This is a genomic window from Moraxella bovoculi 237, assembly GCF_000696305.2.
Lineage (GTDB): Bacteria > Pseudomonadota > Gammaproteobacteria > Pseudomonadales > Moraxellaceae > Moraxella > Moraxella bovoculi.
This window is the reverse complement of the sequence record NZ_AOMT01000043.1, coordinates 14,021-36,984: the sequence shown is the minus strand read 5'-3', so window position 1 is coordinate 36,984 and position 22,964 is coordinate 14,021. Positions and strand designations below refer to the sequence as shown.

The following is a 22,964-nucleotide window of genomic DNA, read 5'->3' as shown; positions in this document are numbered from 1 at the left end:
GTTTTATCTTGATTTATCAGTAATAAATTTGGGCGACGACTCATTAGGTGTTTTTATACAATCTCCAAATGCCCACCCCGTTAGCAATGACAAGCTTAATTTATGATACAATCCTAGCCGTCACACCAGTCTATTCAGTAGCACCGCCAAATCATCGGGTGTCGCCACCACAAAATCCGCATCCCATTCGCTCGGATCTTCCTTAGGGACGATATAGCCAAATGCCGCCGCCACCGTCTGCATACCCGACGCGCGCCCTGCCTGTATGTCTCGGAGGTGATCGCCCACATAGATGGCATCTTTTGGGGTGATGCCAAGCTGATCACATGCCAGATACATCGGCTCAGGGTCAGGCTTGGTGTTGGTCACATCATCAGGGCATACTAATACCGAACAGCGATCAGCAAGGTCTAATTTATCCAACAGTTGCTCTGCCAAATAACGCGGCTTATTGGTAACAATACCCCAAAAAATCCCCGCATCTTCAAAAGATTTTAACATCTCGTCAAACCCATCGAACAGTCGGCTATCAACACAGATGTCCTGCTCGTACAGATCCAAGAATTCTTGACGGTAACCAAGCAGCTTAGGATCGGTATCTGCCACCTCGCCCAACTCATCGCCAAACATCAGACGCACCATCGCACGTGCACCTGCCGATACCTGCTCACGGATGGCCATGTCGCTTGGACAAGGGTGGTTGTGCTTGGCGCACATGTCCTTGATGATGCGAATAAAATCAGGCGCGGTATCAATGAGCGTGCCATCTAGATCAAACAGAACCGCCTTTAATGCGCTCATTGTGCCACCTTGTCAGCTGCTGCCTTAGTGAACGACATCATGTAATTGACATCAACATTACGATTCGACAACCAAAAATGCTTGGTAATCGGATTATAATGCAAGCCTGTCATGTCTTGACGCTCAAAGCCTGCACCAATTGCCATCTGATCAAGCTCGGCAGGTGTGATGAACTTGTTATAATCATGCGTGCCTTTATCCACCAAGCGCAGTACATACTCTGCGCCCACGATGGCAAATAGGTATGACTTAGGATTACGGTTGATGGTCGAGGTTACAAACACTCCGCCTGGCTTTAATAATTTAAAACACGCTTCAATAATCGCCGATGGATCAGGAACGTGCTCTAGCATCTCCATGCACGTGACGACATCATAGGTCTCTGACTGCTCTTTTGCCAATTCTTCGATCGCCACACAGCGAAATGACAAGGTCTCACTCATGCCCGTCTTATCAGCGTGGATGCTCGCTGCCTGCAGATTCTCATTGCCCAGATCCACGCCGAGCACATTCGCGCCACGCACCGCCATCGAATGCGATAAAATACCACCGCCACAGCCAACATCTAGGATGTCCTTACCCATCAAAGGCGAACCATAGCACTCATGCACGCGGTCTTCGATCCAGTTTAGGCGTAACGGATTGATGTCATGCAGTGATTTAAATGCGCCATTTCTGTCCCACCACTCATTCGCCAAGGTGGTAAATTTACCAATTTCATCGTAATCGACGTTCGCATTTTGGGTGGTTGTTTGCATAATTTTTCGCTTATTTTGTCATCAAAAATTACTTGCTATCTTATCACTTTCACGCCAAATTTGCTATACAACCACGAACATAAGCAGCTGATTTTGATACAATGAACACCTTGTATCGCTAAGTTTTACGCAATTTTTAAGGTTATGGATCGATTTACAAAGATTTGTGCAAAATCAAAACACTTTGCAAGGCAAGCTTAATAAATCTGTTACCATTTCTGCCAAAAAATAGGCTAAACTGTGGCATATTTTTATTTAAGCGTTTAAATCATGGCTCGTTTTTGGTAGAATTAGCCAAATTTAGCATTCATTTTAATCAATAGTACGAAAAAGCAAGCACGACTCGCTGCTTGTTGATGTGTTTTATAAGGATTTCATCATGAAATACACCCTAACATTCACCGCCATGGCGGCTGCCATCGGTCTTGCCAGCAGCGCTTTTGCCGCTGATTTCGTAGAAGGTCGCGATTACCAAAAAGTTGCAAACCCAGAAAATATCGCAGGCGATGTGATTGTGGTGCGTGAATTCTTCTGGTATGGCTGCCCACATTGCTACAACCTAGAGCCACACATGCAAAAATGGGCAAAAACTCGCGCCGAAGACGTGGCGTTTTTCCGCACGCCTGCGGCCATGAACCCTGTATGGGAAGTGCCTGCACGTGGCTTCTATGCTGCACAGCAGATGGGTCTTGAGAACAAAACCCACCAAGCTCTTTTTGATGCTGTTCACAAAGATGGCAAGCGTAACATCATCGCCAATCAAAACAACTTGGCTGATTGGTACGCATCGCAAGGCGCTGACAAAGCCAAATTCAACAGCTTCTATAACTCATTCTCAGTCAGCACTAAGATCGAACGCGCCAAGCAAGGTGCGGCTCGTTATCAGTTGACAGGCGTTCCTGCCATCGTGGTTCACGGCACTTATGTGGTGTCAGGCGATGGTGAGAAAGCCACGCAAGTTGTTGACTTCCTAGTTAATAAAGTCCGCGACGAAAAGAAATAAGCAAAGATAAGATTATTATCTTAAAAATCCGCACCACAGTGTGCGGATTTTTTATTAAAGCACAAGCAGCCCATGTAAGCGATTGCTTACAAACATTGACGATATTGGCTAATTGCTGCGGTAGGGCTGATTTGGCATAATACACCCAAGCAGCAAGGATACTGCAAATGGAATTGCCAACATGGATGAATGCTGTCACTATGGATGAAACGCATGGATTAAGTGCTCGCACTTAAAGCAAGGGACACCAAAAAAGCCACATGAGCAATCATGTGGCTTTTGCCTTTTGGAATTTATCCGATTAATCATCAGGTGGATAAGATCGCTACTTCTCTAACATAGCTTTCAAAATCCGCCAAGCTCTCATCCAGCAGCTCATCATCCTGTAGATGCTCAGCATAGGCAATCCACAGCAGCAGCTGATACACACTGTTAAATTCACTGGCATTGAACTGCTTCACGAATTGCTTGATCGTGCTTTCATCATGCAACTGCAAGCGGCTTAGCCATGTTTCGATTTTGGTTATCTGCTCTTTGGTGAACTTAATCTCAAACAGCGCGCGCGTCAGACTCTGACGATCTTCTTCGATGATAAGCTTACCCACACGCTTGATCTGGCGGTTCTTCGCCGCCGCGCTGGTGATGTCTGATAAATGTTTTAATTCATCTAAGAAATAATCACTAACTGGCAAAGTAGCAAGTTGTTTTTTTGATAAATTTGCCAGTGGCGTAGCCAGCGCCTGTAAGCGCTCGTGTGATTTTTTGATTTCGGTGCGAGAGACTCGCATGTCTTGTTTTGACCAGTCAATATTCATAACATACTCTTTTTATTAATGGGTTACCAGTGGCGTTTTTCACGGTGCTTGATGCGCACCTTTAGATGCTCAGGCAGTCCGAGAGCCAAGGCATTTTCTATTTTTTCGCTGACGTAGACTGAGCGGTGTTTGCCGCCGGTGCAGCCGATGGCAACCGTCATGCTATGGCGATTATTGTCTGCAAATTTGGGCAGCCATTTTAGAAGATAGGCCGTGATGTCCTCTGCCATCTCATCAACCTCGAAAGATTGAGCGAAGAAGGCTTTTACTGCGTCGTCCTGCCCCGTCAATGCTCTTAATTCCTCGTGCCAATGCGGGTTTGGCAATATTCTCATGTCAAATACTAGATCAGCATCTAATGGCACGCCATACTTAAAACCAAAGGACAGTAGATTAACATTAATCTTATTTTCAAACCCAAGATAATCACGAACCTTTTGTTTTAATTCGTGAACATTTAGCAAACTTGTATCGATCTTAATGTCCGCCAGACTTGCGATGGGTTCAAGCAGTGCGATCTCGCTATGGATGGCGTTCGGTAGGTTGCCTTTGGTTGCCATCAAAGGATGCACACGTCTCGTCGAACCAAATCGCGCCACCAGCACACGCTCTTCGGCGGTGGCATACAGTACCGTCACTGCCTGCTGGCCATATTCCTTGATGAGCGCTTGATGTAGCACTGGGAAATTTGATAAATCTGCAAGCGGCAGACGGCTGTCAATCCCAAGCGCGATCTTATGAATGCTGTCATCCAGCGTTAGCCGTCTAATAGCGCTATCCGCCAACGACAATGGCAAATTATCAATCACATAATACCCAAAATCCTCTAGGATATTTAATACCGATGTCTTGCCCGAGCCTGAACGCCCCGAGACGATAACGATAGAGATTGAATCGCTCATGATCATCCTTTAGGTTAGGTGAATTTCGATATTATCCAACAGTCTTGCTTTGCCAAGGTTGCTTGCGGTTAGAATCACCAAATTTTTATCTTGATTACTAGGCGGTGTCAGTCTATCGGTCAGCACCTCTAGATAATCCACCGTAAATCCTGAAGCATTGATCCGATCGCGATATTTTTGGGTAAGCTCGTTTAACCGCAGAATATTAAAATCAGCTCTTAACTCATCAGCAAAGTCACATAGCGCCTGATGCAGCCTTGGAGCGACGGCCAATTCATCAGCGGTCAGGTAGCCGTTTCTAGAAGATAATGCCAAACCGCTATCCGCACGCACGATCTCACCGCCAATGATCTTGATGCCAAAGTTTAGCTCATCGTTCAGCTTACGAATGATGGCAAGCTGTTGATAGTCTTTTTTGCCAAAGATCGCCACATCAGGACGCACAATATTAAACAGCTTACTGACGACCAATCCCACACCATCAAAGTGCGTCAGGCGAGTTTTACCACATAGAATCTTGGTAATCTCGCCAGAGAGCACCTGAATCTGCGGCGGATAAGTAGGATACATCTCATCCGCGCTCGGCGCAAAGACCATGTCGCACGCCACACTCCGAAGCTTAGCACAATCTTCATCCAGCGTGCGCGGATAACTGTCAAAATCCTCACCCACCCCGAACTGCGTGGGATTCACAAAGATACTCGCCACAACGATGTCAGCATGCTCCTTGGCGATATTTACAAGTGACAGATGCCCATCATGCAGATTACCCATGGTCGGCACTAAGGCGATGGTTTTGCCATCTTTGCGGCATGTCTGCAGAGCTGATTGTAATTCTTTGATATTGTGGAAAATGTGCATGTCGTTCTCTCAATAATAGCTAATTGAAACTGTGCTCAGCAGCTGGAAAAGACCCCTCTTTGACCTGCTTATGATACAGCTCAAGCGCGCCAAGTATGCCATTGTCGTTCGCATCATCACCCAAGAAGTCTTTGACAAACTTGGCAGGCTTACGCGTGTAAACGCCCAACATGTCATGCATGACCAATACCTGACCATCCGTATCAGCACCCGCACCAATGCCAATGACAGGGACATTCACACTTTGGGTAACCATCTTAGCAAGAGCGGCGGGCACACATTCTAATAACAGCATGCTTGCGCCTGCTTCAACGAGTTTTTGGCAGTCATCTAAGAGTTTTTTGGCCTGTTCATCCGTTCTGCCTTGTACTTTATAGCCGCCAAATACATTCACCGCCTGCGGTGTCAGTCCCAGATGTGCGCACACCGGTACGCCATTTTTGGCAAGTACGGAGATGGTCTGGCACAAGCCATCATCCCCTTCTATCTTAACCACATTCGCCCCCGCTTGCATCACCGCACGGCTGCTATTGATGGCGTCTTCTAAAGTAGCATAACTCATGAATGGCAAATCAGCCATAATCAGGGCGTGGCTGTTACCTCGGGCGATGTTGGCAGTGTGATACACCATGTCGCCAAGCGTGACGGGTAGTGTGGATGACTGCCCCTGCACGACCATGCCAAGGCTATCACCTACCAAAATGACCTCAATGCCCGCTGTCTGCATGAGATTGGCAAAGCTGGCATCATAACAAGTCAAGCAGCTAAACTTCTCGCCAGAGGCTTTGTATTTATTTAAGGTTGATAACGTGATGGGTGCTGTTTGGGTCAGATAACTCATAAACATCCTTTTATTTTAATCGTCTGTACTTAGACACGCGCTTATAAATGAGACAAAGATCAGTTTGTGATTTTTGTCAATTCGGACATATCATGCGCCAATGCCAGATCATTGATTTTTTGACCACTGATAACAAGGTCTTGGCTAAGCTCTAGCAGCGGCACCAAAACGAAACTTCTTTCAAAGATGCCTGCATGCGGTACGGTCAGTCTGTCATTTGTGATAATTTGATCATCATAAAGCAGCACATCCACGTCAAGCGAGCGCTCACCCCAACGTCTAAGGCGCACTCGTCCTGCGCTGCTTTCAAGACTTTGGCAAAAATCAAGTAGGCTCATGGGGTCTAAATTCGTCTTGGCAGACAATACCGCATTCACAAAATCAGGCTGATCAATCACGCCAAATGGCTTTGATGAATACAGCGATGACAATCTCACCTCTATAAAGCGATCATCACTCTGCAGGCATTCGAGCACCGATAAAATATGACTCGTAGGATCACCAAGCTCATTGGCGATATTGCCACCAAGTCCTAAGTATATCTGTACAAATTTACTCATCTGGTCAGCCTTATGACTCGCACGCCTACCTATTCGCCCGCTCGCGGCTTGGCGTTTGATTTTTTACGCCGTCTGTGCTTGGGAGCATCCGCATGGCTTGATTGAGCTTTGGCGGTTTTTGGTTTTGGTTTGGGTTTTGGTGTGCGTTTCTTGATAGCTGCCTGAGGAGCATCCTCTTCAGTCATGCCTTGCTCGCGCTCTTTGATTGACAGCGTTGATGATGGGCGACGCTTACGATAGCGAGTCGCAGGAATGTACGGCTCGTCGTTATTAAGTAGCTTTAAGAACTCCGCCTCACCATAATTCACCTGCTCAAACACAGGAACGACCACATCACGGCGGCGCGGAATGGGTCTATTGGCTGGTTGTTCAGGTTTATTTGGCAAAAATTCATCGGCATTATCAACGACGAATAACGGCTTTGGCGTCTTAGAGCTGGGCTCTTCATCGCGGCTTGATAACTGCTGAAGCTGCAGTAGCTCATCGCTGGTATTGCCGCCACGATTACGTCTGCGTGATGACAATCCTGTCGCACTGCCACCACTGGCAAAGCTCTCTACCATCTGAGCGCGAGTGCCTGCATCGACATCCTGATAGCGCGTCCACCACACGCCCATGTTATTGGTCGATTCGGACAGCTCGTACCTATCATGCGCCTCACGCAGCACAAGAAAATCAAAAGCGGCACGGAATTTCGGGTGGCGCTCTAGATTGACGATGTCACGGACGCGTGGGTTGGCAAGCTTAGGCTGCATGAGCCAAATGCTGGTGATGAATTCTTCGGCGAACTTAGGGATGGCGGTTCTTAGGCGCTGCACATCGACCACTTTTGCGGCGGCTTTGCTCTGTGCCTCATGGAATGGCAAGCCTTTTTTCTTAAACTTGGCCAGCTGATACAGGTAATTTTCCCACAACAATACCGCGTAAAAGAACGCAGGATTAGCACCCTTGCCCATACCGACGCGCTTATCCGTATTGATGGCGGTAGCAAGCATTAGCGGCGTTGGCTCATTTGGCGCATACGCCATCAGATAATCCATCGCCCCATGCTCGAACAGAATCGGCAGCAGCGGGGTCAGATAACCTCCTGAGAACATCTTCTGGGATTCGTCATACAGACGATGCGCCGATACCTGCTCAAGCAGCGCCCAATTATCCTCGTGGAACTGCGCACCCAAAGCACGATCAAAATCAAAGCCCAACTTCGCCTTAAAACGCAGCGCACGCAGCAGACGCACGGGATCCTCTTCGATGCGAGTCTTAGCATCGCCTAACAGGCGCAGCGTGCGATTTTGGACATCGTCAATCGCGCCACAAAAGTCAAGTATTTCGCCCTTAATCGGCTGATAATACAAGGCATTGATCGAAAAATCACGACGGGCAAAATCTTGATTAATATCACCCCACACATTATCACGGGTAATCATACCCTCTTCGGTGGTGTGGGTGTCATCTTTGGGCGGGGCACGAAAGGTCGCCACCTCAATCATCTCGCGCCCAGAATAGACGTGCGCAAGCTGAAAGCGTCGCCCAATGATACGGCAACGACCACCAAAAATCGCCTTAATCTCATGCGGTCGAGCGCTTGTCACTGCATCAAAATCCTTAGGTGCAAGCCCCAAAAGACTGTCGCGCACACCGCCCCCCACGATGTACGCCTCAAAACCCGCCTTATTTAAAGTGCTCACCACCTCAATGATACTGTGCGGCAAGGCAGATTTATTCAGCCCAAGCGCCTTATCACGATGCGTAACAAAGCTTTGGCTCTTTTTGGGCTTTTTATTTCTTGTGGATTTGCTGGATTTCCCAGAGTTCGCTGGCTGATGCGCCATGCTGAATTCTCCCTGTGGGCTGTAAATTTATTTTCTATGTTTAAACCATCTATTTTAACCGTTATTGGCAAAAAAAGCGAACATAACACACATTTTGTGATAATTTAGTCCGAAACGCTTAGTCTATGGCGATTTTTGTCAAGCGTCGCCTGCCCGATGCCTTTGACTTGCATCAGCTCATCCACGTGACGGAATCGTCCTATTTGGGTGCGATGCTTGATGATGCGCTCTGCCGTATTCACCCCAATCCCCTGCAATGTCAAAAAATCACTCGCGGTCGCCGTATTGATATTAATGCGTTCGCCAAGTCTCTTGGTATTTCTTTGCTCATTTTTCATCGCCTGATAAGCACTAACAGCATCAGCGTAGCAGCGATTGCCCACAGAATGCACTTGAGCGAAGCTAGGTAGCGTCACCACCATCAATAGCAATATGACACAGCTACTTATTTTCTGCATCTTTTGCCATATCCCAATAGTTATCCATCTCTGCCAAATCGCTCTGTTCAAAGGTTTTGCCCTGCTCCATCAGCGACTTTTCCACAAAAGCAAATCGGCGTTTAAATTTGGCATTGGTATTTTGCAAAGCCATCTCGGCATCAATGTCTAAATGACGAGCAAGGTTAGTCAAGACAAACAGCACATCGCCAAGCTCGCCTGCGATTTTTTCTTTTTGAGTTTTATCCAGTTTATCTGTTTTATACTTAAAATCAGGCGTGGGTAATTCTGCTTTTAATTCGCTAAGCTCCTCTTGGAGCTTCTCCAACACACCGCCCAGATTATCCCAATCAAAACCAACCTTACCCGCCTGTTTTTGTAAGTTTTGGGCGGTCATTAACGCCGTACCTGCCTTGACATGGGATAATAGGCGTTTTGGGCGGTCTTGGTTTTCTATTTGCTTAATCTCATCCCAACGGCGTTTGACGTCTTCGTCCGTTTTTAGATTTTCTTTGTCAAAGACATGGGGGTGTCTACGAATGAGTTTTTCTTGTAAGGTATAAATCACGTCCGCCATGTCAAACCGCCCTTGCTCGGCATACAGATGCGCATGAAAGACAATTTGCAAAAGCACATCGCCAAGCTCGCCTTTAATGTCATCGGTGGCAAGGGGGCTTTTGTCATCGCTTGCAATGGCTTCAATGAGTTCAAAAACTTCTTCGATGGCGTATTTTTGTAGGCTGTCGTTAGTTTGTTTGGCGTCCCACGGGCAATCGGTACGAAGGCGCGCCATGAGTGCTAACAGGTCAGAGAATTGATTGGTCGGATTCATGATTATTATCCAAAAAAAATAAACCCCATTATACTAGATAATGGGGTTTTGCACATCGATTTTAGGCGGGTTACTGAGCCAAATCTTCAAACAAGGCTGTAGATAAATAACGTTCGCCCGATGACGGAATCACCACCACGATGAGCTTGCCGGCATTCTCAGGACGGCTTGCCACTTGCAGGGCTGACCATACCGCCGCCCCTGCACTGATGCCCACGAGCAGACCTTCTTTTTCTGCCATTTGACGAGCCGTGGCAAAGGCGGACTCGGTGGTAACCGTGATGACTTCGTTATAAATGCCCGTGTTTAAAATGCTCGGCACAAAACCAGGGGCAAGCCCTTGCAATTTATGAGCTCCTTTTTCGCCACCGCTAAACACAGGCGAATCAGACGGCTCTACCGCCACGATTTGTACGCTGTCCTTTTTGGCTTTTAGCACCTCGCCCACGCCTGTAATTGTACCACCCGTGCCAATCCCTGCCACCACGATGTCCACTTGTCCGTCTGTATCTCTCCAGATTTCTAAGGCGGTGGTTTCACGGTGGATTTTTGGGTTGGCTAGGTTGTCAAATTGGCGTGGCATAAAATAGCCGTCTTGACTGGCAAGCTCGTTCGCCTTGGCAATCGCCCCGCCCATACCCTCTGATGCAGGGGTTAATACAAGCTCTGCCCCATAGGCACGCAGCAGGGCACGGCGCTCTAAGCTCATGCTCTCAGGCATGGTGATGACAAGTTTATAACCCTTGGACGCACACACCATGGCAAGCCCAATGCCCGTGTTGCCCGATGTCGCTTCCACGATGGTGGTGTTTTTGTTGATAAGCCCGTCTTTTTCGGCTTCGTTTATCATGGATAGGGCAATGCGGTCTTTGACCGAGCTTGCGGGGTTAAAATACTCTAACTTTGCCACGACACGAGCGGGCAAACCTTCACTTAGGCGGTTTAATTCCACTAGGGGTGTGTTGCCGATAAGGTCGGTGATGTTTTTGGCAATGTTCATAAGATTTCCCTTGTTAAAGGTTGTCGGTTTAAAATGATACACGGTTAGCATACCAAATTTTTATGAAAATTTATAGGTAAAAAATGTTAAGCCTTATTCTATTTTGGCATTTAAATAATTTCACAATATCCACGGCTAAATCATGATAAAATTAAGCTGTTTCATATTCATATTTGGGATAATTTATGACCGCTTTTAACCCCATCACCATCTCTTGCTTTAAAGCCTATGACGTGCGTGGCGAACTTGATGTCAATCTCGACAACGCCATCGCCTACCGTATCGGACGAGCGTTCGCCCAATATCTTAATGATGGCAAAGAAAATCCCGTCATCGTGGTCGGCTCGGACATCCGTCCGTCTAGTGAGAGCCTAAAACAATCTGCCGTTGACGGCATCACGGACGCTGGTGTGGATGTGATTGATTTGGGCATGGTTGGCACGGAGGAGGTCTATTTTGCCACAAGCCACTACGGGGCAATCGGTGGTATTGAAGTGACCGCAAGCCACAATCCCATCAATTACAATGGCTTAAAAATGGTGCGTAAAAACTCTCGCCCCATCAGTGGCGATACGGGCTTGGCGGACATTCGTGCTATTGCCGAGCGTGGCGAATTTGTGGTGGCAGACAAAGGCAGGGTTACCCTAGACACTGACAAAACCGCCTATATTGATAAGCTCATGAGCTTTACCGACACCACTAAATTCACTCCCAAAAAAATCGTGGTAAACAGTGGCAACGGTTCGGCAGGGCCTGTGGTTGACGAACTACAAAAACGTCTTGGTGATAACATTGAGCTTATCAAAGTTCATCACACCCCAGACGGCTCATTCCCAAACGGCATTCCCAACCCCATGATTGTCGCCAACCAAAAAGCGACATCGGACGCGGTCATCGCTCATGGGGCGGATTTTGGTGTGGCTTTTGACGGTGATTTTGACAGATGTTTTTTGTTTGATGAACATGGGCGGTTTATCGAAGGCTCATACATTGTGGGCATGCTTGCCGAAGTGTTTTTGAAAAAACATCAAGGCGAGAGCATCGTCTATGACCCCCGAGTGATTTATAACACCGAGAACGTCATCGCCCAAAATGGCGGTACGCCTGCTATCAGCAAATCGGGGCACTCGTTCATCAAGCAAGTCATGCGTGAGACGGGAGCGATTTATGGCGGGGAGATGTCAGCTCATCATTATTTTCGTGATTTCGCCTATTGTGATAGCGGAATGATTGTGTGGCTACTGGTGATTGAGCTGTTATCAGTAACGGGCAAAACCCTATCCGAGCTTGTAAACGGCCATATCAATGATTTTCCAAGTTCAGGTGAGCTAAATTTTCGCTTGGGACAAAAAACCGCGAGCGAGATTGGCGAGCTTTTGGAACAAAAATACCACGCATTAAATCCTACCAAAAATACCCTAGACGGATTAAGCCTAGATTTTGGCAACTGGCGGTTTAATCTACGTTCATCCAACACCGAACCACTCATTCGCCTAAACGTTGAAACCAAAGGCGACAAAGAGCTATTAAAAGAGCGAACCGATGAAATTTTGACAATACTAGATGAATGCGGTGCGGTGAGCGCCAATCACTAAGCCATGAAAAGACCCATAATATTGGGTCTTTTTTTATAAATAGGATTCAACCCATTTGACAAAACTATCCACCATGGGTGAGATGTCTTGATTGGCGTGCACGATGTAATAAGCTCGATGGCTGACTAAAGTTTTGTCGGATATAATGAGGAGCTGCCCTGATTGCAGCTCCTGCTCGATGAGCATCCTAGGGATGAGCGCCATGCCCATTCCTTGTGCTGCTGCCACTGCCAACATCGAGAACAGCTCATAGCGTTGTCCACTAAAAGGACTGTAATGATCGATATGATTTGCCAAGAACCATTCCTGCCAGATGGTCGGTCTGGTCGTCTGCTGCAATAGAGGCATTTTGGACAATTCATCATCCGCCAAGTCGCACTCGCCATTCGCCGCTATCACCGACTCTCCAAAACGCTCGATCAGCAGTTTAGGCGATGCCACCAGCACAAGTGACTCATCCATCAGATGATGTGCCTGCACCCCTGGCCATTGGCGAATCTGCTGCGGCGTGCCTGCAAAAATTGCCGCATCGAATATGTTCTCACTAAACAAAAAAGGCTTCGTGCTCGTCTCTAGATGCAGATTAATCTTAGGATGTCGTTCATTGAAGTCTTGTAATTTTGGCAAAAGCCAGCGGGTCGCGAACGTCGGCACCACGCCCAATTTTAGAACACCGCCAAGACCTTTATGATTCATCAAATCAACCGTTGATCGCTCAAGTCCGAGCAGATGCGAAGTGACACTCTTTAGGTACATTTTGCCCGCTGTCGTGAGCTCCACACCATGCTTGGTTCTGACAAACAGCGCCACACCCAAGAATTCTCCTAGTTGCTTGACCTGTCTGGACACCGCACTTTGGGTCATAAATAGTGCCTGCGCCGCGTGCGTGTGGCTGCCATGTTTGGCAACTGCCTCAAAGCATAATAAGCTTTGCAAAGAAGGAATCGATCGCTTCATAAATTCTTCCGCTGTAAATTCGTCCGCTGAATGATATGCCAAAAACACATACAAGAATATATTTAATGTCTCAAGACCTAGTATTTATTTGTATTTTAGTCAAAATAATGGGTAAATACTAGGTTTTACCGTTTAAGATATGTATAAAAATCATACCTTGATGAAAATTACTCGTTTGAAATTTTTCGGTTCTCTCAATATTATAAAACTTCCAATCCCACACTCATTAATGCATCGGAGGCACACATGGCTAGCACAAAAGTCACATTCAACTGGGAAGATCCTTTCTTATTAGAAGCGCAACTCACCGAAGAAGAGCGAATGATTCAAAAGGTCGCGCATGATTATTGTCAATCAAAATTACAGCCCAGAGTTCTAGAGCAATTTCGCCACGAAAAAACCGATGAAAGCATATTTCGTGAGATGGGCGAGCTTGGACTATTGGGCCCTACCATTGGCGAACAATATGGCGGCGCGGGGCTAAACTATGTCAGCTACGGTCTGATCGCTCGTGAAATTGAACGCGTAGATTCTGGCTATCGCTCGATGGCAAGCGTGCAAAGCTCTCTGGTCATGGTGCCTATTAATGAATTTGGCACCGAAGCACAAAAACAAAAATACCTACCCAAACTTGCCACAGGCGAATATATTGGCTGCTTTGGTCTGACCGAACCAGATCACGGCTCAGACCCTGGCAGCATGATTACACGCGCCAAAAAAGTCGATGGCGGCTACCGCCTAACAGGCTCAAAGATGTGGATCACCAACAGCCCGATCGCTGATGTGTTCGTCGTCTGGGCAAAGGAAGTCTCTGAGTCGGGCGCACCAGGCGACATTCGCGGCTTTATCCTAGAAAAAGGATGGGAGGGTCTGTCTGCACCTGCCATTCATGGCAAGGTTGGGCTACGCGCCTCGATCACAGGCGAGATTGTGATGGACAATGTGTTTGTACCCAAAGAGAATGCTTTTCCTGACATTCGCGGCCTAAAAGGTCCTTTCACCTGCCTTAACAGTGCTCGCTATGGCATCGCTTGGGGTGCGATGGGTGCGGCAGAATTCTGTTGGCACACCGCACGTCAATACACACTAGATCGCAAACAATTCGGTCGTCCTCTGGCTGCTAACCAGCTTATCCAAAAGAAACTGGCCGACATGCAAACCGAGATTGCCTTAGGAATACAGGCTGCGCTGCGCTTCGGGAGGATGAAAGATGAAGGCATCGCTGCGGTCGAAGGAACATCGCTTATCAAGCGCAATAACTGCGGTAAGGCATTAGACATCGCCCGAACAGCACGCGACATGATGGGTGGCAACGGCATCAGCGATGAATTTGGTGTGGCGCGCCACTTAGTGAACCTTGAGGTGGTAAATACCTACGAAGGCACGCACGACATCCACGCGCTCATTCTAGGGCGGGCACAGACGGGCATCGCTGCGTTCTGTAATTAGTCAGCAAGGAGCTTGCCATGCACGCATTACAAGGGATTAAAGTACTCGACCTAAGTCGGGTACTGGCAGGGCCGTGGTGTAGTCAGATTTTGGCAGATCTTGGTGCTGATGTCATTAAAGTGGAACGACCTCGTTATGGCGATGACACTCGCACATGGGGACCGCCTTGGATGCCTGACAACCAAGGCAATCAGACCCGTGAATCAGGCTATTTTCAATGCGCCAATCGAAATAAACGCTCTATCGCCATTGACATCACCCATCCTCAAGGTCAGGCATTGATACATGAAATCGCCAAAGACGTGGATGTGGTCGTCGAAAACTACAAAGTCGGCTCTCTCAAAAAGTACGGCCTAGACTACGACTCATTGCGTCAGATTAACCCGCGGCTTGTTTATTGCTCAATCACAGGCTTTGGGCAGGACGGTCCTAGAGCCGATGAGCCGGGTTATGATTTTATTATTCAGGGCATGTCGGGACTTATGAGCGTAACCGGCGAGGCAGACGATGTGGCAGGCGGCGGTCCGCAGAAAGTTGGTGTGGCACTCGTGGACATCCAAACTGGTCTGTATGCCACGATTGCCATTCAGGCAGCACTGCTGGCACGGTCTCACACGCAGCAGGGTCAGCATATTGATATTTCTCTTCTGGATGTGCAAGTTGCCACCTTGGCCAATCAGGGCATGAATTACCTAAGCTCTGGTAATGTGCCAAAACGCATGGGCAATAAGCACCCCAACATCGTGCCCTATCAGACATTCAAGGCGAAAGACAAATCATTCATCATCGCCTGTGGTAACGACAAGCAGTTCGTCGATCTGTGTTTGGCGGTTGGATTGCCCAAGCTTGTTAGTACTGATAAATACCTTAAAAACCAAGATCGGGTTAAGCATCGAGATGAGCTGATTGAACAACTCTCGGCGCATTTTTTGACCCAAAACGCCAAACATTGGGTTGATCGCATTCATGCCGCCAAAGTCCCCGTCGGGCTGATTAATAACATCAAAGAGGCGCTTAATGAGCCGCAGATTCATCATCGGGGCATGGTGGTCAATATACCGCATAACCTCAATAAGGACTTTAAAACCATTGGGTCGCCCATTCGCCTGTCTGATACGCCCGTGACTTATCACCTTGCTCCTCCGCAGTTGGGCGAGCATACTTTTGAGGTGTTAGCTTCGTTTTGCAATCAGGATCAATTACATTCATTACAGGAGCAAGGCATCATCGAGAATTTACGCAAGGATTAATGACAACGTACTTTAAATGCTACAATGAAATCGTTTTATGAATTTTACAAGGAGTTAACCATGAAACTAATGACCAAACTTATCACCATCGCAGTATTTGCCGGCTGCCTTGCTGCCTGCCAAGGCGAAAAAAGCGAATCCAGCGAACAAGCCACCCAAAGCCAAACCGCCGGTCAATTACAAACCAAGTTTTTAACCATTGGCACAGGTGGTGCCTCTGGCCCATTCAACATCATCGGGACTTCACTCTCAGAATTATACGCCCAAAAGTTTGGCGTCAATTCAAAGACCCAAACCACAGGCGCATCTGTGGAGAATCTTAATTTGATCAACCAAAAGAAACTTGAAATGGCGTTCGTGATGAACGACTCACTCAATGATGCCGTGATGGGCGTGGGCAGCTTCCAAAAGAAAGTGGAAAATGTACGCTCAGTCGCAGCACTATACCCTAACTATGTGCAGATCGTCGCATCCAGCAAAAGCAACATCAGCTCCATCGAAGATCTTCGTGGCAAGCGCATTGCCGTCGGGGCACACGGCTCAGGTGTAGAGCTGTCCACACGAACCTTGCTTGAGGGCTTTGGAATTACTTATAAAGACATCAGACCTGATTATCTGGGCTTTGCTGAAGCGGCTGATGGTTTAAAATCAGGCAAATTGGATGCGGCATTTTTTACCAGTGGCATGCCCAATTCATCCTTGATGGAATTGCAGCAAGGCTTTGATCTAAAGCTCATCGCCATCCCTACCGACAAGCTGATCGAGGTAGCCAAAACCAGGACTTTCTTTGTGACTGAGACAATCCCCAAAGGCATGTACGGTAATGGCAAGGACATACCAACCGCCGCTATCTTAAACACACTCGTGGTGCGCAGCGACCTAAGTGACGATGACGTCTATACATTAACCAAGGCTTTATTTGAAAACTTAAACAAACTTCAAAACGCCCATCAGGCCGCCAACGGCATTCAGGTTGAAAACGCACAGCAAAACCTCATCGCACCGCTACATCCTGGTGCACAGCGATACTATGATGAAGTGGCTGCAAACAAATAGCCCTAATTAATCAAGAATTAAAAATGACCACAAGGACTACCCTGTGGTCATTTTGTTTAGCTGCGATAAAATTAAAATCCAAAATCAGATAACTTTTGGCATTAAGATTTAAGTTTATCGCCCACCAAACCCTTAACAGTGTTTAGAATGTCGGCAGGCAGTACAACGGTTTTAGCATTGTCCGATTGTGCCATCTCGTTCATTGCCTTAATGTACTGCTCACCCAATAGATAGACCACAGGCATCTCTTTGCCATCCATCGCAGATGAGATCAGACGAATTGACTCTTCTGAACCACGTGCCAAGACTACTTGTGCCTCAGCATCGCGGCGTGAAGCCTCAAGACGACCATCCGCCTCTAGGATTGCCGCTTGTTTTTGACCGTCGGCGCGCGTTACCATCGCACGGCGCTGACGCTCTGCTGCTGCCTGCTCTTCCATCGCCATTTGCATGGTGGGTGATGGTTTGATGTCTTGAATTTCTACGGTTTTTAGGGTGATGCCCCAGTCACTGATGTCATCAGAGATGGCGTGTTTGAGCTGTGCTTTGATCTGATCTCGGCTTGATAAAGCGTTGTCCAGATCCATCTCGCCGATGATCGAACGCAGGGAAGTCTGCACCAGATTGCGAATACCATGCTCATAATCCTCGATACCGTACACCGCATGCGCAGGCTGAACGATATTGATGTACGCCACCGCATTGGCGATAATGACGACGTTATCGCGGGTGATGACTTCTTGGCTTGGCACGTCCAGCACGATGTCTTTGGTGGTGACTTTATAGGCGACACTATCAACATAAGGAATGATAAAATTAAGCCCCGGTTCTAGCGTCTGATGGTATTTACCCAGTCGCTGTACGATCCATTTTTCGCCTTGTGATACCATACGCACCCCTTTAAAGATGGTAAATACCACAAAAATAATCAATACAATCAACACACTACCGAATTCAAACATCTCTCTATCCTATCTTTTTACTGTCATAATTAGTGTTCCACGTGGAACTATTGCTTAGCGCTTACCGACAAACAGCTCATTGCCGACAATGCGCTTCACCACGGCACGCTCACCCACCGCGATAACTTCATCGTCATGAGTGCGACACATCCACTCGCTTGAGCCAAGCTGTGGTATGTTGAAGCGAATCCTGCCACGAGTGCCGTCTGTAGGCTCAATGATGATGCCAATCTCACCAATGATGGTTGCGCCGCCAAGCCCTGCCTTGGTGCGATTCTTGATGCGTGGCTGAATAAATTTAAACCATAGGGCACAAAATAGCACCGACAACACCAACCACAGCAACACCGATACCGTTACAGACAGACCTAATAGCCAAGACAGCAGCGCCACAATAATCGCTGCCGCCCCAAACCACAACATAAAGAAAGTCGGCACAAACATCTCAGCGATCGCCAAGATCACACCGAATACCAACCAATACCAAGGTTCTATCGTCATCATAAATCCCTAAAATTCATTATATTGCGGTGGCTGATGCTCAATTACAACGCGCCCAATACCCAAACAGGCAGCGTCACCGCATCAAGGGCAAGCGCAAAAGGCAATAGTACCAATTTCTCAGCGCCTGTACAACCACTATTCGTGGTTGTTTGGGTATTCGTATAAATCGACACGCTATAAGGACGAGTCAGCGGACGCAACTGCGAGCGCACCAGATCGAAGTTGCTGACCTGCGGATATACCGCGCCTTTTAATGGTACATCAAAGCAAAAACGCTGTGCGTTCATGCGAGTATCGCTCTCGCTTGTGCACTCTTTTGCACCATTTTGGATGAAGAACTGCATGTCGCTGCGCTTGAACTCGTCTTGTAGGCGCGCATAGGATAACTTCATCGTGCCCGCGGATTTACCGTCTTTATTACCAGAATAAAATTCCAATGCATTATCAACGGTGATGTTCTTAGGCTCTAGCTTGGTAAGCAGACTGACAAGCTTCGTGCCGCCTTCAGTTAGGACGTAGCTTTGTTTTTCACCAACGATAACCACCTGGCTCGATGCCACGCCTAAGTTAGCTGCAGGGCTACCGAAAGCCTCAACGCGATCATCGATCAGTGTCGTTGTTTTGTTTTGGGCCTAGGTGGTGCGTGTATCATCAAGCAAAGATGACGTCGCACAACCAGACAACAAAACTGCGCCAAGCGTACAAGTTAAGGCAACACGTTTCATAAGCACTCCTAAAATGGATATCAAATACTATAATGGATTTGCCAGTTCTTAGCAAGCCACTTGATTGTATTTTAAATTTGAGTTTACGAGTGTATTATTATTGTAAAGGTAAGTTGAAATGATGCGGGTGTTTTGGGGTGATGTCTTGAAAGTAGGCATAAATTTTTGGCAAGTCTTGCTCAATATCGCCCGTCGGGTAGAACGACGGCAAAAATTGCAGCGTCTTCATGCGATAATCAAGCGCCGCAGGAATGATTGGCACGCCTGCGCCCACTGCCAGATAATAAAATCCCGTTTTCCATTTAGCCGTGCGCGTTCGGGTTCCTTCTGGTGCCAGCCCTAGAAATAGCGGCTCTTTGGTGGCGAAGCGGTCAATATTCGCTTGAAGCACCGAACCTTTCTTGCCTCTATCGATGGGTATGACCCCTGCCCACGTCAGGAACTGTGATAGGATTGGCACGCCGAACAGCTCTTTTTTTGCCAATATCTTAATATCCACACCAAGTTCGACCAGTAGCGGCAGCGCGTACACGCCATCTAAGTTGGAGGTGTGCGGCGCACCGATTACCACAGCCTGATCGATGTTCGGTATCTGCCCCACGGTTCGCCAACCTGTGAGCCGATTAAATAAGCGTGCTATCTTTGGGGTAATTCTACCACACCTTTTGGGTACACGATCGCCAAGATAGACATGAGATAACGGCTGCATCTTACACCGCCAAATTCGCCAAATCACCCTTACTTTCTAGCCACGCCTTGCGGTCGGACGCTCGTTTCTTTGCCAAAAGCATGTCCATAACGCTACTTGTCGAAGTAAAATCATCAATGTCAAGCTGTACCAAACGTCGAGTATCAGGGTTCATGGTCGTCTCACGCAAATGGTCGGGGTTCATCTCGCCCAAGCCCTTAAAGCGGGTGATTTGCGGTTTGCCTTTGGATTTGGTTTTTTTCAAAATGGCGTTTAATTCATCATCGTCCAAGGCATAATGCACGTCCTTACCAATGTCAATGCGATACAGTGGGGGCATGGCGACAAACAAATGCCCTGCTTCCACAAGCGAACGAAAATGCTTGACAAACAACGCACAAATTAGCGTGGCAATGTGCAGCCCATCACTGTCTGCGTCCGCTAGGATACAGATTTTGTCATAGCGTAATTCGGATAAGTCATCAGACGCTGGGTCTACGCCTATGGCAATGGCAATGTCGTGTATCTCTTGGCTGGATAATACGGTGTCGTGTGAAACCTCCCATGTGTTTAGGATTTTGCCACGCAGGGGCAGTATCGCCTGAAAATGACGATCTCGAGCTTGTTTGGCAGACCCGCCTGCACTGTCGCCCTCCACCAAAAACAGCTCCGCTCCGTCCTTAAATTCGCCCTTACAATCGGCTAGTTTCCCTGGTAAGGCAGGGCCTTGGGTGATTTTTTTGCGGGCGACTTTTTGGGCGGATTTGAGCCGTTTGCCAGCTTTACTAATGGCAAGCTCGGCAATGGCTTTGGCGGTGTCGGGGTGGGCGTTTAGCCACAGACTAAATGCGTCTTTGGCAAGGGTCTGCACGAGTGGGGACGCTTCACGGCTTGATAGGCGCTCTTTGGTTTGACCGCTAAACTGCGGCTCGGCAAATTTTAAGGACAAAATATAATTGACCCCGTCCCACACGTCATCGGCAGTTAGGCGGACGTTTCTGGGCAAAAGACTATGAATTTCACAAAACTCACGCAAGGCGTCCGTAATGCCTGTGCGTAGCCCATTGACGTGCGTACCGCCTTGTGCGGTAGGGATAAGGTTTACATAGCTTTCCGTGATGGGCGTGCCTGATTCGGGTAGCCACGCTATGGCAAAAGTCGCCCCACCACGTTCGCCCCCTGTCGGCTCTTGGCTAAAATAAAATGGCTTATCAGGGATAATGGCAAGCTCGCCAAGCTGCTCGGTCAAATACTGCACCACGCCGTCTGTGTATTGCCAGCTTTCGCTGTCGGACGGTTCGGGCTCACTCACAAAGTCAATTTTTAGCCCTGCTGATAGCACAGCCTTGGCTTTTAGGTTGTGTTTTAAAGATTTAATTGAGAATTTGGGATTGTCAAAATACTGCTCATCCACCCAGAATCGCACCTGTGTGCCACGTTTTTTCTTACTAGGGGACGGCTCGTGAGTTAGGGGTGTTGTCGGTACGCCATTCTCAAAACTCATCTGATACTGCGTGCCGTCTCGCCACACGACCACGTCCACACGCTTGGATAAAGCATTAACCACGCTGATACCCACACCATGCAGACCGCCACTAATGGCATAATTGTCCGTGCTAAATTTGCCCCCTGCGTGCAGGCGTGTCAAGATGAGCTCCACGCCCGACTGATTAAATTCAGGGTGAATGTCGGTAGGCATACCCCGTCCGTCATCAAGTACCGACAGCGAGCCGTCAGCGTGCAGGGTAACAGTGATGTGCTTGGCGTGTCCTGCCAACGCTTCGTCCACCGAGTTGTCAATGACTTCTGCCGCAAGGTGGTTGGGGCGTGTGGTGTCAGTGTACATACCAGGGCGACGGCGGACGGGTTCTAGCCCTTCTAGGACTTCTAGGTTTTGGGTGGTGTATTTGGTCATTGTGCTTTTATGAATCGATAAAATTAAAGTATTGTAACCGATTTTGGCGGTGTTGTGAATGTTGGGCTTCTGCACAAAGCAACAAAACTTGCCCATCAAAACTCGATGCTGTTATTCTTTTTGAAAAGGGGCAAATTTATTATAATGGCTTTTTTATCAATCATCTAGTCCCATGCCTCACCGCCTGCCCAAAAACGCCCCTGTCCAAGCCTTGCCCGTCAAGATGCAAGCCTTTAGTTTTATGCTGATCCGTGCTTTTGTTGTGGCTGATTTTGATTGTCTTTACGCTGTTTGTGGGGGCGACAAGCATTTGGCTGCTTCTTACCCTGTGGGTGCAAGCCCTTTGGCGATGTGGGGACAAAGGCATCTATGGTGTCTTGGGCGTGTTTGGCGATGAGTCCGATGGGATTTTTTATCATACGGGCGGTGTTTAGACGGCGGACGGATTTGGCGGTGTATTTGGGGTGTTTTGGGCTGGGGCTTATTTGTTTTTTGCGATGCCTGCCAAAAACGACCGCATTTGGCACGATGAAGTCGCCAAAATTATCCAGTTTGAACGACAAGGCGATGTCATTACTTTGCACAATGTACGCAATTTTCGCTGGTACGACACCGACAAATACGACATTCATTGGGAAACTTGTGCATATCGCCCAAGCGAGCTTGAAAGTTTTGATGTCATCATCTCTGAGTGTGGACTTAAAAAGTCGTGCATACAATGGCAAGTTTTGGCTTTAAAGATGGGAGCAAACTTAGCTTTTCCATTGAAATTCGCAAAGAGTCGCACCAGAGTTTTTCGGCGATTGATGGATTTTTCGTCAATTTGAGCTGGGGCTGGTGGCGGGCGATGAAAAGGATTTGATTTATACCCGTACCAATGTGCGGGGCGAAGATGTTTATATTTATCCTGTTAATTTATCAAAAAAAGCATTCAAAAGCTGTTTTTATTATACCTAGAAAAAGGCGAAGAATTAAACCATGAAGCAAAATGGTAAAATACCTTAACCAGCAATTGCACCACGCTCATTTTTGATATGATGGCACAGATTGAACCAATTCCCATTGATTATCGGGCGTTATTAGCAGGCTTGTTGCCCGAATATTTGCTTGATGAACAGGTGATTGACACTCGTTATACGGCTGATTAATGGCAGGCGATGGCACACGCCAATCCTTATGTGGCGTATTTGACCAAAACCGACATGGATAGAGATGAGTTTT

General features: G+C 47.7%; 23 protein-coding genes and 1 pseudogene. 6 read left to right on the top strand and 18 right to left on the bottom strand.

The features are described 5' to 3' along the window. Positions 1–120: 120 nt before the first annotated feature. Positions 121–801, bottom strand: a complete 681-nt coding sequence (locus tag MBO_RS09165) for an HAD family hydrolase (RefSeq protein WP_036366964.1) — start codon at positions 799–801, stop codon at positions 121–123. Next, positions 798–1,559 (bottom strand): bifunctional 2-polyprenyl-6-hydroxyphenol methylase/3-demethylubiquinol 3-O-methyltransferase UbiG, encoded by a 762-nt coding sequence (gene ubiG, locus MBO_RS09160; RefSeq protein WP_052585421.1) that lies wholly within the window; start codon positions 1,557–1,559, stop codon positions 798–800. The genes MBO_RS09165 and ubiG overlap by 4 nt, the downstream gene beginning before the upstream one ends. A gap of 406 nt (positions 1,560–1,965) precedes the next feature. Between ubiG and MBO_RS09155 the strand changes: the two genes are divergently transcribed. Further along, positions 1,966–2,562 carry a thiol:disulfide interchange protein DsbA/DsbL gene (locus tag MBO_RS09155; protein ID WP_406564570.1) on the top strand — a complete coding sequence of 199 codons (597 nt, stop codon included), beginning with the start codon at positions 1,966–1,968 and terminating at the stop codon, positions 2,560–2,562. Between the two features lie 308 nt (positions 2,563–2,870). On the opposite strand, the gene yjgA is transcribed toward MBO_RS09155, so the two are convergent. From yjgA to cysK, 9 genes are all read right to left on the bottom strand, one after another. Beyond that, positions 2,871–3,377 (bottom strand): ribosome biogenesis factor YjgA, encoded by a 507-nt coding sequence (yjgA, locus tag MBO_RS09150; protein ID WP_036366961.1) that lies wholly within the window; start codon positions 3,375–3,377, stop codon positions 2,871–2,873. Positions 3,378–3,400: 23 nt separating this feature from the next. After that, positions 3,401–4,279: an RNase adapter RapZ gene (rapZ, locus tag MBO_RS09145; protein WP_036366959.1), complete on the bottom strand. Its 879-nt coding sequence runs from the start codon at positions 4,277–4,279 to the stop codon at positions 3,401–3,403. A gap of 9 nt (positions 4,280–4,288) precedes the next feature. Continuing rightward, the gene (panC, locus tag MBO_RS09140) at positions 4,289–5,140 is read right to left on the bottom strand and encodes a pantoate--beta-alanine ligase (RefSeq protein ID WP_036366957.1); all 852 of its coding nucleotides are present in this window, start codon (positions 5,138–5,140) and stop codon (positions 4,289–4,291) included. Positions 5,141–5,159: 19 nt separating this feature from the next. Beyond that, positions 5,160–5,981, bottom strand: coding sequence for a 3-methyl-2-oxobutanoate hydroxymethyltransferase (gene panB / locus MBO_RS09135; RefSeq protein WP_036366955.1), 822 nt, complete (start codon positions 5,979–5,981; stop codon positions 5,160–5,162). 59 nt (positions 5,982–6,040) lie between these two features. Then, positions 6,041–6,541 carry a 2-amino-4-hydroxy-6-hydroxymethyldihydropteridine diphosphokinase gene (gene folK, locus MBO_RS09130; protein ID WP_036366953.1) on the bottom strand — a complete coding sequence of 167 codons (501 nt, stop codon included), beginning with the start codon at positions 6,539–6,541 and terminating at the stop codon, positions 6,041–6,043. 29 nt (positions 6,542–6,570) lie between these two features. Further along, the gene (gene pcnB / locus MBO_RS09125; protein WP_046701530.1) at positions 6,571–8,373 is read right to left on the bottom strand and encodes a polynucleotide adenylyltransferase PcnB; all 1,803 of its coding nucleotides are present in this window, start codon (positions 8,371–8,373) and stop codon (positions 6,571–6,573) included. A gap of 104 nt (positions 8,374–8,477) precedes the next feature. Continuing rightward, positions 8,478–8,831 (bottom strand): ComEA family DNA-binding protein, encoded by a 354-nt coding sequence (locus MBO_RS09120; RefSeq protein ID WP_052585420.1) that lies wholly within the window; start codon positions 8,829–8,831, stop codon positions 8,478–8,480. Then, positions 8,815–9,642: a nucleoside triphosphate pyrophosphohydrolase gene (mazG, locus tag MBO_RS09115; protein ID WP_036366949.1), complete on the bottom strand. Its 828-nt coding sequence runs from the start codon at positions 9,640–9,642 to the stop codon at positions 8,815–8,817. The genes MBO_RS09120 and mazG overlap by 17 nt, the downstream gene beginning before the upstream one ends. Before the next feature lie 70 nt (positions 9,643–9,712). Then, positions 9,713–10,642, bottom strand: coding sequence for a cysteine synthase A (gene cysK, locus MBO_RS09110; RefSeq protein ID WP_036366944.1), 930 nt, complete (start codon positions 10,640–10,642; stop codon positions 9,713–9,715). 185 nt (positions 10,643–10,827) lie between these two features. On the opposite strand from cysK, the gene MBO_RS09105 reads away from it, so the two are divergent. Beyond that, a complete protein-coding gene (locus tag MBO_RS09105; RefSeq protein ID WP_036366943.1) occupies positions 10,828–12,237 on the top strand; it encodes a phosphohexomutase domain-containing protein in 1,410 nt (469 codons plus the stop codon). 33 nt (positions 12,238–12,270) lie between these two features. Here MBO_RS09105 and MBO_RS09100 read toward each other — a convergent pair whose 3' ends face one another. Beyond that, positions 12,271–13,194 carry a LysR substrate-binding domain-containing protein gene (locus MBO_RS09100; RefSeq protein WP_036367272.1) on the bottom strand — a complete coding sequence of 308 codons (924 nt, stop codon included), beginning with the start codon at positions 13,192–13,194 and terminating at the stop codon, positions 12,271–12,273. Between the two features lie 246 nt (positions 13,195–13,440). On the opposite strand from MBO_RS09100, the gene MBO_RS09095 reads away from it, so the two are divergent. The 3 genes from MBO_RS09095 to MBO_RS09085 are packed head-to-tail and all read left to right on the top strand — an operon-like array spanning position 13,441 to position 16,949. Further along, positions 13,441–14,643, top strand: coding sequence for an acyl-CoA dehydrogenase (locus MBO_RS09095; protein ID WP_036366942.1), 1,203 nt, complete (start codon positions 13,441–13,443; stop codon positions 14,641–14,643). A 17-nt stretch (positions 14,644–14,660) separates the two neighbouring features. Then, positions 14,661–15,893: a CaiB/BaiF CoA transferase family protein gene (locus MBO_RS09090; protein ID WP_036366939.1), complete on the top strand. Its 1,233-nt coding sequence runs from the start codon at positions 14,661–14,663 to the stop codon at positions 15,891–15,893. 60 nt (positions 15,894–15,953) lie between these two features. Continuing rightward, complete coding sequence (locus tag MBO_RS09085; protein WP_036366936.1) at positions 15,954–16,949, top strand: TAXI family TRAP transporter solute-binding subunit; 996 nt, start codon at positions 15,954–15,956, stop codon at positions 16,947–16,949. Between the two features lie 101 nt (positions 16,950–17,050). Here MBO_RS09085 and MBO_RS09080 read toward each other — a convergent pair whose 3' ends face one another. The 6 genes from MBO_RS09080 to MBO_RS09055 form a co-directional block, all read right to left on the bottom strand. Next, positions 17,051–17,911, bottom strand: coding sequence for an SPFH domain-containing protein (locus MBO_RS09080; protein WP_036366933.1), 861 nt, complete (start codon positions 17,909–17,911; stop codon positions 17,051–17,053). 54 nt (positions 17,912–17,965) lie between these two features. Further along, positions 17,966–18,412 (bottom strand): NfeD family protein, encoded by a 447-nt coding sequence (locus MBO_RS09075; RefSeq protein WP_036366930.1) that lies wholly within the window; start codon positions 18,410–18,412, stop codon positions 17,966–17,968. A 44-nt stretch (positions 18,413–18,456) separates the two neighbouring features. Continuing rightward, positions 18,457–18,975: a YidX family protein gene (locus MBO_RS09070; protein ID WP_227712720.1), complete on the bottom strand. Its 519-nt coding sequence runs from the start codon at positions 18,973–18,975 to the stop codon at positions 18,457–18,459. Positions 18,976–19,237: 262 nt separating this feature from the next. Continuing rightward, positions 19,238–19,849, bottom strand: a complete 612-nt coding sequence (locus MBO_RS09065; RefSeq protein ID WP_052585418.1) for a lysophospholipid acyltransferase family protein — start codon at positions 19,847–19,849, stop codon at positions 19,238–19,240. A 1-nt stretch (position 19,850) separates the two neighbouring features. Beyond that, positions 19,851–21,743, bottom strand: a complete 1,893-nt coding sequence (gene parE, locus MBO_RS09060; protein ID WP_036367267.1) for a DNA topoisomerase IV subunit B — start codon at positions 21,741–21,743, stop codon at positions 19,851–19,853. A gap of 239 nt (positions 21,744–21,982) precedes the next feature. Then, a complete protein-coding gene (locus MBO_RS09055) occupies positions 21,983–22,375 on the bottom strand; it encodes a hypothetical protein (protein ID WP_052585417.1) in 393 nt (130 codons plus the stop codon). An 86-nt stretch (positions 22,376–22,461) separates the two neighbouring features. Between MBO_RS09055 and MBO_RS10350 the strand changes: the two are divergent. Continuing rightward, positions 22,462–22,700, top strand: a pseudogene (locus MBO_RS10350) (lipoprotein N-acyltransferase Lnb domain-containing protein). Positions 22,701–22,964: the final 264 nt, after the last annotated feature.

Coding starts and splice junctions, on each gene's coding strand:
- cysK (WP_036366944.1), bottom strand. CDS start 10,642: ATGAACATTGCCAAAAACATCACCGACCTTATCGGCAACACACCCCTA.
- ubiG (WP_052585421.1), bottom strand. CDS start 1,559: ATGCAAACAACCACCCAAAATGCGAACGTCGATTACGATGAAATTGGT.
- MBO_RS09100 (WP_036367272.1), bottom strand. CDS start 13,194: ATGAAGCGATCGATTCCTTCTTTGCAAAGCTTATTATGCTTTGAGGCA.
- pcnB (WP_046701530.1), bottom strand. CDS start 8,373: ATGGCGCATCAGCCAGCGAACTCTGGGAAATCCAGCAAATCCACAAGA.
- MBO_RS09065 (WP_052585418.1), bottom strand. CDS start 19,849: ATGCAGCCGTTATCTCATGTCTATCTTGGCGATCGTGTACCCAAAAGG.
- panB (WP_036366955.1), bottom strand. CDS start 5,981: ATGAGTTATCTGACCCAAACAGCACCCATCACGTTATCAACCTTAAAT.
- mazG (WP_036366949.1), bottom strand. CDS start 9,642: ATGAATCCGACCAATCAATTCTCTGACCTGTTAGCACTCATGGCGCGC.
- folK (WP_036366953.1), bottom strand. CDS start 6,541: ATGAGTAAATTTGTACAGATATACTTAGGACTTGGTGGCAATATCGCC.
- MBO_RS09055 (WP_052585417.1), bottom strand. CDS start 22,375: ATGAATGTCGTATTTGTCGGTGTCGTACCAGCGAAAATTGCGTACATT.
- MBO_RS09075 (WP_036366930.1), bottom strand. CDS start 18,412: ATGACGATAGAACCTTGGTATTGGTTGGTATTCGGTGTGATCTTGGCG.
- MBO_RS09105 (WP_036366943.1), top strand. CDS start 10,828: ATGACCGCTTTTAACCCCATCACCATCTCTTGCTTTAAAGCCTATGAC.
- rapZ (WP_036366959.1), bottom strand. CDS start 4,279: ATGAGCGATTCAATCTCTATCGTTATCGTCTCGGGGCGTTCAGGCTCG.
- MBO_RS09090 (WP_036366939.1), top strand. CDS start 14,661: ATGCACGCATTACAAGGGATTAAAGTACTCGACCTAAGTCGGGTACTG.
- MBO_RS09120 (WP_052585420.1), bottom strand. CDS start 8,831: ATGCAGAAAATAAGTAGCTGTGTCATATTGCTATTGATGGTGGTGACG.
- MBO_RS09155 (WP_406564570.1), top strand. CDS start 1,966: ATGGCGGCTGCCATCGGTCTTGCCAGCAGCGCTTTTGCCGCTGATTTC.
- yjgA (WP_036366961.1), bottom strand. CDS start 3,377: ATGAATATTGACTGGTCAAAACAAGACATGCGAGTCTCTCGCACCGAA.
- MBO_RS09095 (WP_036366942.1), top strand. CDS start 13,441: ATGGCTAGCACAAAAGTCACATTCAACTGGGAAGATCCTTTCTTATTA.
- parE (WP_036367267.1), bottom strand. CDS start 21,743: ATGACCAAATACACCACCCAAAACCTAGAAGTCCTAGAAGGGCTAGAA.
- panC (WP_036366957.1), bottom strand. CDS start 5,140: ATGCACATTTTCCACAATATCAAAGAATTACAATCAGCTCTGCAGACA.
- MBO_RS09165 (WP_036366964.1), bottom strand. CDS start 801: ATGAGCGCATTAAAGGCGGTTCTGTTTGATCTAGATGGCACGCTCATT.
- MBO_RS09085 (WP_036366936.1), top strand. CDS start 15,954: ATGAAACTAATGACCAAACTTATCACCATCGCAGTATTTGCCGGCTGC.
- MBO_RS09080 (WP_036366933.1), bottom strand. CDS start 17,911: ATGTTTGAATTCGGTAGTGTGTTGATTGTATTGATTATTTTTGTGGTA.